Source organism: Actinophytocola algeriensis (assembly GCF_014203735.1).
Classification (GTDB): domain Bacteria; phylum Actinomycetota; class Actinomycetes; order Mycobacteriales; family Pseudonocardiaceae; genus Actinophytocola; species Actinophytocola algeriensis.
The window spans coordinates 25,290-37,794 of the sequence record NZ_JACHJQ010000014.1 but is presented as its reverse complement, the minus strand read 5'-3'; the positions used below and the strand labels follow the sequence as shown (position 1 = coordinate 37,794).

Below are 12,505 nucleotides of genomic sequence, written 5' to 3'. Positions count from 1 at the left end.
AAGCGTCTTTCAGGGCACTGACCGTTCCCGGGGCGGGCCTCCGCTGTCGACCACTCAGACCCGGCCCGCGTGCGGCACCTGATTCAGCAGCTGCAGTGGCCACCCTTCCCGCTCGCACCAGTCCTCGGCCTGCTCACGGGTGAGCCACGTCGTCCCACGGGGGCGTTCGGTGCGCAGACGGGTCCAGCCGTCCGGGGCGAGGACGTGCAACGCCCCCTCCCGCAGCGCGAGCAGCCGACCTTCGGAGTACGCCATCGTCGACTGGGTGCGCAGGAAGCGCACCTCTTCCGGTCGCGTCATGTCCGAATGATCCCGCAGTCTTGACCTCCACCGCACTGGAGGTCGCACTCTGAGCCGACAGCCTCAGTGTTCCTCCGCGAAAAACGGATGCCGCGCCGGGGCGTCTCGCATACGGTCGAGAGCGGCACCGTGGGGAGATCATGAGCAAAACTCAGTCACATCAACCTGCCCGCAGCACGAACATCGCAGCTCTGCGGCGTCTCGGCGCCTACCTCCGACCGGTCCGCGGCCGCATGATCGGCTCCGGCACGGCCGTCTTCGGGTCGATGATCTGCGGGCTCACCATCCCGCTGCTCATCCAGCGGATCCTGGACGGCCCGGTCGCCCACCGAGACACGACCCAGCTCACCTGGCTGATCATCACCATCGCCGCGCTGGGCACCGGCGAGGCCGTGCTGTTCTACACGCGGCGGCGTCTCATCGCCGGTCCCAGCACCTCCATCGAGGCACAGCTCCGCGACGACCTGTACCACCACCTGCAGCGCCTGCCGATCGCCTTCCATGACCGGTGGCAGTCCGGCCAGCTGCTGTCCCGCGCCGTGTCGGACCTCTCGACACTGCGCCGCTTCATCGCGTTCGCGTTCATCTTCCTGATCGTGAACACCTTGACGCTGGTGGTCGGCCTGGTCGTGCTCTTCGTCCTGTCGCCGGTCCTCGGGATCATCTCGCTCGCGTGCGCGGCGCCGCTGATCCTGATCTCGACGCTGTACGAGTCGAAGTACGCCGTCCTCGCCCGCCGTGCGCAGGACCAGAACGGTGACCTCGCCACCATCGTCGAGGAGTCGGTGCTGGGCGTGCGCGTCCTGAAGGCCTTCGGCCGCGGCCGTCACCTCGCCGACCGGTTCACCCGCGAGGCGAAGGCCCTCCGCGCCACCGAGCTGCGCAAGGTCCACACCGTCGGCCTGCTCTGGGCGGCGATCATCGTGCTGCCGGAGATCGCGATCGCCGGGCAGTTGCTGTTCGGCGCGTTCGCGATCGTCGACGGCACCATGACCGTCGGCACCCTGGTCGCGGGCGTCGCCGTCGCCACCTATCTGCGCTGGCCGACCGACTCGATCGGCTGGCTGCTCGCCGAGACCAACCAGGCCGCGACCGCCTCCACCCGCTACTGGGAGGTGCGCGACGCACCGGTGACGATCACCGACCCGCCCGCCCCTCGGACGCTGCCCGCGCACGCCCGCGGTCACGTGCGGTTCGAGAACGTCCGCTTCGCCTACCCCGGCACCGACGAGGAGGTGCTCCGCGGCGTCACGCTGGACCTGCGGCCCGGTGAGACGATCGCGCTGGTCGGCGCCACCGGCTCCGGCAAGACGACGCTGACCGCACTGGTCGGCAGGCTCGCCGACGTCACGGGCGGCCGGGTCACCGTCGACGGCGTCGACGTGCGCGACCTGGCCCTCGCGGACCTGCGCTCGGTGGTCGCGACCGCGTTCGAGGAACCGGTGCTGTTCTCCGCGAGCGTGCGGGAGAACGTGGCGCTGGGCACGACCGGGGCGACGGAAGACGATGTGCGCCAGGCACTTCAGGTCGCGTCGGCCGACTTCGTCCACGACCTGCCGTGGGGCGTGGACACGCGGATCGGCGAGCAGGGCCTGTCGCTGTCCGGCGGGCAGCGGCAGCGGCTGGCACTGGCCCGCGCGGTCGTCGGCAAGCCGTCGGTGCTGGTGCTGGACGACCCGCTGTCCGCGCTGGACGTCCACACCGAGGCCGAGGTCGAGCACGCCCTGCGCAACGTGCTGACCGACGTCACCGCGCTCGTGGTCGCGCACCGGCCGAGCACCGTGCAGCTCGCCGACCGGGTCGCGATGCTCGCCGACGGCCGCATCACCGCGGTGGGCAGTCACTCGGAACTCCTTGCCACGAACGAGAAGTACCGCGCCCTGCTGTCCACCATGGACGAGGAACCGAGCGAGGTGGTCGCATGAGCGGAGCTTGCGGAGCGAACCATTGGACACAGGGCGGCCGCGAGCGGCCGCTCGGAGCCTGCGAGGAGCGGTCGTGAGCTCGCCGACCGAGGAACAGTGGCGCGGGGTGGCCGCGGAGGACAACGAGGAGATCGACGCGCTGGTCGGCAGCCGCCTGCAGGCCAGGTCGCGGCGGCTGCTGGCCTCGCTGGTGCGCCCGCGCCTGGCCACCGCGCTGCTGGCGTTCGGGCTGGTCGTGCTGGAGAACGTGCTGACGCTGGTCGGCCCGCTGGTGATCGCGGTCGCGATCGACACCGGCATCCCGGACGCGATCGACGGTGACACGACCGCGCTGGCGTGGTGCGTCGGTGCGTACCTGGTGTCGGGCCTCGGCGCGGCGGGCATGCGGTTCGCGTTCCTGAAGGTCTCGGGGCGGTTCGGGCAGGACGTGCTGCTGGACCTGCGGGAGCGGGTGTTCGAGCACGCCCAGCGGTTGTCGATCTCGTTCCACGAGAAGTACACGTCCGGCAAGGTCATCTCCCGCATGACCAGCGACATCGACTCCCTGCACGACCTGCTGGAGGACGGCCTCGACGGCCTGCTCACGGCGGTCCTTTCGGTGGTCGGCATCGCGATCATGCTGCTGGTGATGGACGTGCCACTGGCGCTGATCGTGCTGGCAGGCCTGATCCCGCTGATCTGGGTGACCCGCTGGTTCTACCTCCGGTCGCGGCACGCGTACCGCGACACCCGCGGCGCCATCGCGAAGATCATCGTGCAGTTCGTGGAGACCATGAACGGCATGCGCGCGGTGCAGGCGTTCCGCCGCGAGGACCGCAACGAGACGATCATGGCGGGGCTGAACGACCGCTTCCGCGCGGCCAACAAGGAAGCGCTGATCGTGGTCGCGCGCTTCACGATGACCGTGCGGTGGGTCGGCAACCTGACGCTGGCGACCGTGCTGGCGATCGGCGCGGTCAGGGTCGTCGACGGCGACCTCGCGCTTGGCGTGCTGACGGCGTTCACCCTGTACCTGCGCCGGTTCTACGACCCGCTGGACGAGCTGGCGATGTTCGCGAACTCGTACACGTCGGCGATCGCGGCACTGGAGAAGATCTCGGGTGTGCTGGAGGAGGAGCCGATGGTGGTCGAGCCGTCCTCGCCTCGGCCGCTGCCGTCCCGCGACACGGGCCGGGCGATCGACTTCGACCAGGTCGAGTTCCGCTACTCCCCCACCACACCGGTGGTGCTCCCGCGCTTTGACCTGCAGATCCCGGCTGGTCAGACGGTCGCGCTGGTGGGTGCGACGGGCGCGGGCAAGTCGACGCTGGCGAAGCTGGTGGGCCGGTTCTACGACCCGTCGACGGGCGCGGTGCGACTCGACGGCGTGTCCCTGCGCGAGGTGGCGGACGCCGAACTGCGGCACGAGGTGGTCACGGTGACGCAGGAGAACTTCCTGTTCGCGGGCTCGGTGGCGGACAACATCGCGCTGGGCAGGCCCGCGGCGTCGCGCGCGGAGGTGGAGTCGGCGGCGGCAGCGGTGGGCGCACACGAGTTCATCGCGGCACTGCCCGACGGCTACGACACGGACGTGCGCAAACGCGGCGGCAGGCTGTCCGCGGGCCAGCGGCAGATGGTGGCGTTCGCGCGGGCGTTCCTGGCGGACCCGTCGGTGCTGGTGCTGGACGAGGCGACGTCGAGCCTGGACGTGCCGACGGAGCGGGCGGTGCAACGCGCGCTGGAGTCGGTACTGGCGGACCGGACGGCGCTGATCATCGCGCACCGCCTGTCGACGGTCCTGATCGCCGACCGCGTACTGGTGGTCGAGGGCGGCCGGATCGTGGAGGACGGTTCACCGGTGGAACTGATCGAGGGCAGGGGCGGCCGGTTCGCGGCACTGCACCGCACGTGGCTGGAGTCGCTGGCCTGATGCGGGAGCGGTCACGCGCAGGGCCGGACACGTGGCGGGCGGAGATCCGCCGCGTGTCCGGCCCTCGCGTGGTCCGTGCGCTCGTCGAGCCGGGGCTGGCACCTGGAGTCCGGAGGCGGCACGTTCAACGCAGCCACCAGGCGAAGAAACGCAGACTGACCAGGCCGACCCCACCGCGATCAGCCCACCAGAACGGCGCACCGCCCGGAACGCAACCCCCACCCTGTCCCGGGGGCGTCCCGCCTTGCCAGTCTATCAGGGGGTGGCGGAAAAAGCGAGGGGGAGGGGCGCGGTTGTGGACAACTGGACAGGTTGTGGACAACTGGACAGGTTGTGGACAACTGGACAGGTTGTGGACAACCTGTCTCGCACGGCTCACATCCCCCGGCCCGATGTCGGTCTTCCCTGAGACAATGGTCGACCGGGGCCGGAGGCGGCGCCTCGAACAGGGCAAAAGGAGCGCACGTGGCTGATGAACCCATCGATCTGATCCGCTTCGAAGGGCACGGCAACAGCGTCGTCCTCCGCATCACCGGCGCGCAGGAAGTCGTGTCGACCCGGGTGCTGAACGGCGAGTTCCTGGTCGACACCCCGTTCGTGCGCGGCACCCTGAGGGCCACGGTCGTCCCGGCGGACCTCTGGGAGTGGCGCGACGCGCTCGACGGGCTCGACGCAGGCCACGACATCGGCTGGCGCGAGCACACCCGCGGCGCGTCGATGATCATCGAACGCGCCGGGGACCAGGCGCTCGTCACGATCAAGGACGACGACGGCGGCGCGGCGACGACCGTGACGGTCACCGTCCCCCTGCCCGACGAGTGGTTCGACGACGCCTACGGACGCCTCGACCTCACGCTGAAGACCTGGCCGGTGGACTAGCAGGTCCTGGGCGAAGCACGACCTCCGCCTAGAAGAGCACGAACGGCAGCGCCAGCCACGCGACGCCGATGCCCACCGCCACCCCGTACGCGACCCAGCGCCAGATCGGCTGCCGGTGGATGAGCCACAGCGACGGCAGCAGCCCCGCCGTCACCACCGCGTTCGACGCGAGCGCCAGCAGCGAGTACGTCTCCGCCAGCGTGACCGCCAGCGTCACCACCGTCACGACCACCAGCACCGCGCTCGCCGCCGACACGGTCAGCCCGGTCAGCCACGGCACCGGCTCCGGCGGCCGAGGTGGCGCGGGTGGCGGTGCGGGCGCCCGCACCGGCTCGACCACGGACTCGGTGCCCGACAAGGGATCCACGTACCGGACGACCACACCCAGCGCCGTCGCCACGCGCCCGGCCAGCTGCAGCCCGCGCCGTGACACGACCGCACCCGCGGCCGTGCCGGGCTCGGCGCGGCCCACCGCGGCCGCGACCTTCGCCCACTCGTGCAGCGCGTCGGTCAGCTCGGTGCCCAGCGGCAGGCGACCCGGCTCGGTGACCGCGGCACCGTCGACGCCACCGGCACCGTCGTCACCGACCAGCACCGCTCGCTCGCCGTTCGCGCGCAGCTGTATCCCCGACATCGACACCTTCCGAAACTACCGGCCCAGGCCGAGAGCGTAGAAGGCGACCGCACCCGCTGTCGCCACATTGAGTGAGTCGACCCCGCCCACCATGGGGATCTTCACCGCCATGTCGGCCGCCGCGATCGCCTCCGCCGTGAGCCCGGGGCCTTCCGACCCGAGCATCACCGCCGCCTTCACGGGCGGCGTGACCGACGACAGGTCAGCCGCACCAGCTGGCGCGAGTGCCATCACAGTGAAGCCGTTGTCCTGCAACAGCTTCAGCCCGTCCGGCCACGGCGACAGCGTCGTGAAGGGCACGGCGAGCACGTGTCCCATCGAGACACGGACGCTGCGCCGGTACAGCGGGTCGCTGCAGCCGGCGCCGAGCAGCACGCCGTCGACGCCGAGCCCGGCCGCGTTGCGGAACAGCGCGCCGAGGTTCTCGTGGTCGCCGACGCCCTCCAGCACGACCAGCCTGCGGGCACCGTCTATCACGGACGAAACGGACAGCGGTTCGGGCCGGTCGGCCATCGCGAGCACGCCGCGGTTCAGGTGGAAGCCGATCACCTCGGCCATCACCTCGGCGGTCGTCACGTACACCGGCGCGTCGACCGGCGGCAGGGTCTCGAGCTTGCGCCGCACGCCGAGCATCGACCGCACCGGGTACCGTGAGGCGAGCATGCGGCTCACGGCGATCGTCCCCTCGGCGATCACCAGCCCCAGCCCGCCGGGCCGGTCAGGTCTGCGGTCGGCAGTGCGGAGAAAGCGGTACTCGTCGAGCCGCGGGTCGTCCGGGTCGGTCACCTCGATCACGCGCATATGTTACGTGAGCCACACACATGCCTTGCTCTGCGTAACATTCACACTGTAACGATGCACCTTTTTGGCCCCTAGTAACAGCTTCCACCGTGTGTAACGGTTGAACTTCCCGCGCACACGCCGACTGCTCGGATCGGCTGGGAGGGGCGGAATGGGACAGGATGTCGCGACCGGCACGTCCGATCGGTCGGCTCGCCAGCATTACCGTTTGAAGGTCCAGCGCTGTCTGGACGCCCTCGCGAGAATGCTCACGGAGGGCGGCTTCTCCACCTCGCCACCGACGATCGGGCTCGAGGTCGAGCTGAACCTGGTGGACGACTTACTGCAGCCCGCGATGGCCAACACCGTGGTGCTGGAGAAGCTCGACGACCCGTCGTTCACCACGGAGTTGGGTCAGCACAACCTGGAGCTGAACGTGCTGCCGCGGCCGCTGTCCGGCGACCAGGCCCGCGAGCTGGAGACTGAACTGCGCGTGTCGCTCACGGACGCGAACGTCAAGGCGCAGGACGCCGGCGCGGCGCTCGTGATGATCGGCACGCTGCCGACGTTGCGGGAGGAGCACTTCAAGGCCCGCTGGTTGTCGACCAATGCCAGGTATTCCAGGCTGAACGACCAGATCTTCGCCGCGCGCGGCGAGGACATGGTGCTGTCCATGGAAGGCCCGGCTATCCCGGGTCAGCGGGGCGAACGGTTGCGCAGCTCGGCGGACTCGATCCTGCCGGAGGCGGCGTGCACGTCCGCGCAGCTGCACCTCCAGGTGCCGCCGGAGGAGTTCGCGTCCCACTGGAACGCGGCGCAGTGCCTGGCCGGCGTTCAGGTGGCAATTGCCGCCAACTCGCCTTTCCTTCTCCGCAAGGCACTCTGGCACGAGACCCGGATTCCCCTTTTCCAGCAGGCAACTGACACCCGCCCGCAGGAGTTGAAGAACCAGGGCGTGCGCCCGCGCGTGTGGTTCGGGGAGCGGTGGATCACGTCCATCTTCGACCTGTTCGAGGAAAACGTGCGCTATTTCCCGGGCCTGCTCCCGGAAATCGACGACGAGGACCCGATCGAGGCGCTCAACGCGGGCCGCGCCCCGAAACTCGCGGAACTGAGGTTGCACAACGGCACCATCTGGCGCTGGAACCGCCCGGTGTACGACGTCGTCGACGGCATTCCACACCTGCGGGTCGAGAACCGGGTACTGCCCGCGGGCCCGACGGTGGTCGACCTGATCGCGAACGCGGCGTTCTTCTACGGCGCGCAGCGCGCACTGGCGACCGCGGAGCGTCCTGTGTGGACACAGATGTCGTTCCAGGCGGCGGAGGAGAACCTGTACGCGGGCGCCCGGCACGCGTTCGACGCGCAGCTGTACTGGCCGGGCATCGGCTGGGTCCCACCGGACGAGCTGGTGCTGCGCCGCCTGCTGCCGATGGCCCACGACGGGCTGCGCGAGTGCGGCGTGTCGGACGCGGTGCGGGAACGCTACCTGGGTGTGATCGAGCAACGCTGCCTCGCACAACGAACGGGCTCGACGTGGCAACGCGAGACGGTCGCCGCCCTGGAGGCCCGCGGCCTGGACCGCGACGCCGCACTGGTCGGCATGCTGCACCGCTACGTGGAGCTGTCGGACACCAACGCGCCCGTCCACACGTGGGCGGTCACCTGAGAAGTAGCTCACAACAGCCCTGGTCATCGCCGTCGTCGGCGGACCTCCACTCAGGTTCGGTGACCGAACTTGAGACATTTCCCCGAACCAGGAAGTTATCCACAGGCAAGATCGACAACGGCGAGAATGTCGGCCCCACCCGGTAGACTGGCAAGGCGGGGTGCCCCCGGGATCGGGTGGGGGCTGCCCACGTGACAGTCCTGGGTTCAGGGCGACGTGTTTGACCTGGCCATTCATAGACGAGACCCCCACTCCGAGCAGTGCCGTCTGCCGAACCGGAGTGGGGGTCTCGCTGTTCCCGAACTGACTGCCGCTCCCACCACGAAGCGACGAGCTAAGGTTAGCCTAACTTAATCAACGTGCGCAAGCTCCGGTGTTCGAGCCACCAGTGGCCTTCGTACCCACGGCAGGCGCGAGCGGACCTGAATGCCGCCGCGACGTGCGAGGACCCAGCCGCACACCACCGTCGACAGCACGGCGACCGCCCCGCCGATGATGAACGGGGACCGGCCGCCGAACTCCGCGGCCATCCAGCCCGTCATGGGCGCGCCGACCGGGTTGCCGCCGATGAACACCAGCATGTACAGCGCCATCACGCGGCCCCGCATCTCCGGCGCCGTCGACAGCTGGATCGTGCTGTTCGCCGTGTTCATGAAGGTCATCATCGCCAGGCCGCACGGGATCAGCGCCAGCCCGAACGCCAGGTATGTCGGCATCAGACCCGCGATGACCTCGAACAACCCGAACAGGAAACCCGCCCCGACGAGCAGGCCCAGGCCCGGCTTGCGACGCGTGCTCCGCCGCACGGCCAGCAGCGCGCCGGCGAAACTGCCCACCGCCAGCAGCGTGGACAACAGGCCGTAGCCGTCGGCATCGCGGTGGAACACGTTCGCCGCCGCGATCGCCAGGGTCGTGAAGAACGTGAACGCGAACGTGCTCACGCAGAACACCAGCACCAGCACGGCGATGATGTCGGGCCGACCTCGCACGTACCGCAGTCCCGCCATCAGCTGGCCGCGCCGCGACGTGGTCACCGCCGTCCGGTGTAGTTCCGCCGGGTTCATGCGGAACAGCCCGTAGATCACCGCCAGCGTCGTGACCGCGTTCACCAGGAACACCCAGCCCGTGCCGGTCCAGACGATCATCAGACCCGCGATCGCCGGGCCGACGACCCTGGCCAGGTTGAACGTCGACGAGTTCAGCGCGACGGCGTTCGCCAGGTGCTCGCGGCCGACCATCTCGCCGACGAAGCTCTGCCGCACCGGCGGGTCGAACGCGGTGAACACGCCGAAGACCAGGCACAGCAGGTACACGTGCCACAGCTGCACGATCCCGCCGACGTCGAGCAGCCCCAGCGCCAGCGCACACAGCGCCATGCCGGCCTGGACGACCATCAGCAGCTTGCGCTTGTCGATGCGGTCGGCCAGCACCCCGGCCCACAGCGTCAGGAACAGCGTCGGCAGGAACTGCAGCGACGCCGCGACCCCGAGCGCGACGGGGTCGTAGCCGGACAGCTCGAGCACGAGCCAGTCCTGTGCGATGCGTTGCATCCAGGTGCCGACGTTCGAGACGATCTGCCCGGATGCGAAGAGCCGGTAGTTCCGTACCCGGAGCGCCGCCAACATGCTGCGATGTTCGGCGGGTTTCTTCGAGTCCTCGGCGAGTCCGGCTCGAGATGTTGTCGAATCGGTTGTCAGTTCTCTCTTTTCTGCCACTAATCCTGTTGGCTCGCCATCCTGTCGATGATCTCCGCCGCGCGGGAGAGCAGTTCCCGTTCCGCCTCGGTGAGTTCCGCGAGCCGCTTGTCCAGCCAGGCCTCGCGCGCGGAGATGTCCGCTCGGATGTGCGCGCTCCCCTCCTCGGTGATTTCTACGATGGCCTGCCGGCCGTCACTGGGATGCGGTCGACGGCTGACGTAGCCGAGTTCCTCGAGAGCAGCGATCACCCTGGTCATCGACGGGGGTTGGACAACCTCCTTGGCCGCGAGCTCACCTGGGGTGAGGGGGCCACATTTGTACAGGCAGAACAGTGCTGACAGCTGGGTGAGCGTGATCGAGGAGCTGGTCCGCTGGGCGCGGAGCCTGCGATTGAGCCGCACTACCGCCAGCCGTAACCGGCTGGTCAGGGAGCTCTCGGCTACGTCTAGCTCCTTGTTCGACACATCGTTAGCATACCTCACGAGTTGACCCCAGTCACTCAACATCCGCCTGCGCCCGGGCTCAGCCGCCGAACGCCGCCCGAATTGGGCCGATCGCGAAGTAAACCACGAAGGCCGCGGCGACGATCCACATGAGCGGGTGGATGCCGCGGATCTTGCCCGTGGCGGCGCGGATCAGCACGTAGCTCACGAACCCGGCGCCGATGCCGTTGGCGATCGAGTACGTGAACGGCATGACCACGATCGTCAGGAACGCGGGCAGCGCGATCGTGAAGTCGGCGAAGTCGATCTCCTTGATCTGCGCCATCATCAGCACGCCGACGATCACCAGCGCGGGCGCGGCCGCCTCGACCGGCACCGAGTTGTACAGCGGCGTGAAGAACATCGCCGCGATGAACAGCAGACCGGTGACGACGTTGGCGAGCCCGGTCCGCGCGCCCTCCGCGATGCCGGACGCCGACTCGATGTACACCGTGTTGGAGGACGACGACGCCGCACCGCCCGCGACCGCGCCGAGGCCGTCGACGAACAGCGCCTTGCCGGTGTTGGGCAGCTTGCCGTCCTTGTCGACGAGGTTCGCCTCCTTGCCGAGGCCGGTCATGGTGCCGATGGTGTCGAAGAAGTCGGTGAGGACGAGCGTGAAGACCAGCAGGACGGCGGTGATGATCGGCACCTGGATCCAGGCGTCGAAGTTCACGTCGCCGAGCAGCGACAGGTTCGGGGTGTCGACGACCTGGTCGGGGACGCCCGGGTAGCCGAGGTTCCAGCCCTTGGGGTCGGTGCCCATGGACGGCCCGGCGTCGACGATGGCCTCGAGGATGATCGCGAACACGGTCGTCGCGATGACGCCGATGAGGATCGCGCCCTTGATTCGCCGCGCGACGAGGATGCCGGTGAGGACCAGCCCGACGACGAACACGAGCGTCGGCCAGGAGGCGATCGAGCCGTTGATGCCGAGTCCAACGGGGACGGTGGTCCCGGCCGCGTCGGGCAGGCGGCGCACGAACCCGGCGTCGACGAGCCCGATGAGCGTGATGAACAGGCCGATGCCGACGGCGATCGCGGCCTTGAGCGACGGCGGGACCGCGTTGAACACGGCGGTCCGGACGCCGGTGACGACGAGGATGAGGACGATGACACCGTTGACGAGGACGAGCCCCATGGCGGCGGGCCAGGACATCTGCGGCGCGATCGACACGGCGACGAACGCGTTGATGCCGAGACCGGTGGCCATGGCGAACGGGTAGTTGGCGACGAGTCCGAAGAGGATCGTCATGACCCCGGCGACCAGCGCCGTGACGGCGGCCACCTGGTCGACCGGGAGGAAGCCGCCGAACTTGTCCGTGTGCGCCGGATCGTCGGCGAAGGATCCGATGATCAGCGGGTTCAACACGACGATGTACGCCATGGTCACGAACGTGACGACCCCACCGCGGACCTCCCGGCCGACGGAGGAGTCCCGCTCGGAGATCTTGAAGAACCGATCGAGGGCGGCTGTCCTGTTTGCCATGGCCCGGTAGCCTCGCGCATGTGTCCGACGTAGGGAAACCCGACCCGGGAATCGAAACACAGAAGTCACCTCCCCCGCTGCCCGACCGGCTGCTGGCGCTGGCGCCGCTGGTGTACGTGGGGACGGGCCTGTGGGTCGTGCTGACGTGCGTGCTGCTGGTGGGGCATTACGGGTTCGAGGTGTTCCCGCCGATCTGGGTGTGGACCGCGCTGTGGGGAACGGCTCTGGGGCTGATCGGCGTGCCGGTCATGGCCTGGCAACGCGCTGCCTCGCGCCGGGGCAGCCGAGGAGCCCAACGCCTGCGCTGACGGCCTGACGGCCGCTGAACGTCGCTGAACGTCGTCCACGCCACGTCCGGGCAGGTTGCTCGCGAAGCTCCACCACGCCGCCCGAGAGCCCCACCAACCTGCGGCTCGCGCGCGCGTTGCAACCCCCACCCGATCCCGGGGGCGTCCCGCCTTGCCATTCTACCGGCGGGCGGTGACATTCGCGCCGTTGTCGATCTTGCCTGTGGACAACTCGCGAATTCCGGCGAAAGCCTCAAGTACCGCACCGAGAACCCGGCTCCGCCGCGAATCCCTCCGCAGCCCCCCACATCCCGCGACGGCTCGCGCGCGCGTTACCCAACCCCCACCCTGTCCCGGGGGCGTCCCGCCATGCCAGCTTACTAGGTGGGGGTTACGTTTCGGGGTGATCGTGGGTCGTCTGTGGACAACTCATGGTGCTGTGGACAACTCGGCC

At 69.2% G+C, this 12,505-nt stretch carries 11 protein-coding genes; 5 read left to right on the top strand and 6 right to left on the bottom strand.

Going from position 1 to position 12,505, the window contains the following annotated elements; all coding sequences use genetic code 11:
• Positions 1–54: 54 nt before the first annotated feature.
• Positions 55–300, bottom strand: coding sequence for a hypothetical protein (locus FHR82_RS43265; RefSeq protein ID WP_225944048.1), 246 nt, complete (start codon positions 298–300; stop codon positions 55–57).
• Between the two features lie 140 nt (positions 301–440).
• On the opposite strand from FHR82_RS43265, the gene FHR82_RS43260 reads away from it, so the two are divergent.
• From FHR82_RS43260 to FHR82_RS43250, 3 genes are all read left to right on the top strand, one after another.
• The gene (locus FHR82_RS43260; protein ID WP_184816524.1) at positions 441–2,225 is read left to right on the top strand and encodes an ABC transporter ATP-binding protein; all 1,785 of its coding nucleotides are present in this window, start codon (positions 441–443) and stop codon (positions 2,223–2,225) included.
• A gap of 73 nt (positions 2,226–2,298) precedes the next feature.
• A complete protein-coding gene (locus tag FHR82_RS43255; protein ID WP_311771571.1) occupies positions 2,299–4,134 on the top strand; it encodes an ABC transporter ATP-binding protein in 1,836 nt (611 codons plus the stop codon).
• 465 nt (positions 4,135–4,599) lie between these two features.
• The gene (locus FHR82_RS43250; protein ID WP_184816523.1) at positions 4,600–5,013 is read left to right on the top strand and encodes a DUF5959 family protein; all 414 of its coding nucleotides are present in this window, start codon (positions 4,600–4,602) and stop codon (positions 5,011–5,013) included.
• Between the two features lie 28 nt (positions 5,014–5,041).
• Here FHR82_RS43250 and FHR82_RS43245 read toward each other — a convergent pair whose 3' ends face one another.
• Positions 5,042–5,638, bottom strand: coding sequence for a DUF2537 domain-containing protein (locus tag FHR82_RS43245; protein ID WP_184816600.1), 597 nt, complete (start codon positions 5,636–5,638; stop codon positions 5,042–5,044).
• Between the two features lie 24 nt (positions 5,639–5,662).
• Positions 5,663–6,448: a TrmH family RNA methyltransferase gene (locus FHR82_RS43240; RefSeq protein WP_184816522.1), complete on the bottom strand. Its 786-nt coding sequence runs from the start codon at positions 6,446–6,448 to the stop codon at positions 5,663–5,665.
• A gap of 151 nt (positions 6,449–6,599) precedes the next feature.
• On the opposite strand from FHR82_RS43240, the gene FHR82_RS43235 reads away from it, so the two are divergent.
• A complete protein-coding gene (locus tag FHR82_RS43235) occupies positions 6,600–8,096 on the top strand; it encodes a glutamate-cysteine ligase family protein (protein WP_184816521.1) in 1,497 nt (498 codons plus the stop codon).
• A 350-nt stretch (positions 8,097–8,446) separates the two neighbouring features.
• Here the strand turns inward: FHR82_RS43235 and FHR82_RS43230 are convergent, their stop codons facing one another.
• From FHR82_RS43230 to FHR82_RS43220, 3 genes are all read right to left on the bottom strand, one after another.
• Positions 8,447–9,721: an MFS transporter gene (locus tag FHR82_RS43230; protein WP_184816520.1), complete on the bottom strand. Its 1,275-nt coding sequence runs from the start codon at positions 9,719–9,721 to the stop codon at positions 8,447–8,449.
• An 89-nt stretch (positions 9,722–9,810) separates the two neighbouring features.
• Complete coding sequence (locus tag FHR82_RS43225) at positions 9,811–10,299, bottom strand: MarR family winged helix-turn-helix transcriptional regulator (RefSeq protein ID WP_184816519.1); 489 nt, start codon at positions 10,297–10,299, stop codon at positions 9,811–9,813.
• A gap of 16 nt (positions 10,300–10,315) precedes the next feature.
• Positions 10,316–11,764, bottom strand: coding sequence for an NCS2 family permease (locus FHR82_RS43220; RefSeq protein WP_184816518.1), 1,449 nt, complete (start codon positions 11,762–11,764; stop codon positions 10,316–10,318).
• A gap of 20 nt (positions 11,765–11,784) precedes the next feature.
• Between FHR82_RS43220 and FHR82_RS43215 the strand changes: the two genes are divergently transcribed.
• Positions 11,785–12,072 (top strand): DUF2530 domain-containing protein, encoded by a 288-nt coding sequence (locus tag FHR82_RS43215; RefSeq protein WP_311771569.1) that lies wholly within the window; start codon positions 11,785–11,787, stop codon positions 12,070–12,072.
• The last annotated feature ends 433 nt before the right edge of the window (positions 12,073–12,505 follow it).

Excerpts from the sequence above, each read along its gene's own strand:
- FHR82_RS43260 (WP_184816524.1), top strand. The coding sequence starts at position 441 with ATGAGCAAAACTCAGTCACATCAACCTGCCCGCAGCACGAACATCGCA.
- FHR82_RS43230 (WP_184816520.1), bottom strand. The coding sequence starts at position 9,721 with ATGTTGGCGGCGCTCCGGGTACGGAACTACCGGCTCTTCGCATCCGGG.
- FHR82_RS43235 (WP_184816521.1), top strand. The coding sequence starts at position 6,600 with ATGGGACAGGATGTCGCGACCGGCACGTCCGATCGGTCGGCTCGCCAG.
- FHR82_RS43265 (WP_225944048.1), bottom strand. The coding sequence starts at position 300 with ATGACGCGACCGGAAGAGGTGCGCTTCCTGCGCACCCAGTCGACGATG.
- FHR82_RS43240 (WP_184816522.1), bottom strand. The coding sequence starts at position 6,448 with ATGCGCGTGATCGAGGTGACCGACCCGGACGACCCGCGGCTCGACGAG.
- FHR82_RS43225 (WP_184816519.1), bottom strand. The coding sequence starts at position 10,299 with ATGTTGAGTGACTGGGGTCAACTCGTGAGGTATGCTAACGATGTGTCG.
- FHR82_RS43220 (WP_184816518.1), bottom strand. The coding sequence starts at position 11,764 with ATGGCAAACAGGACAGCCGCCCTCGATCGGTTCTTCAAGATCTCCGAG.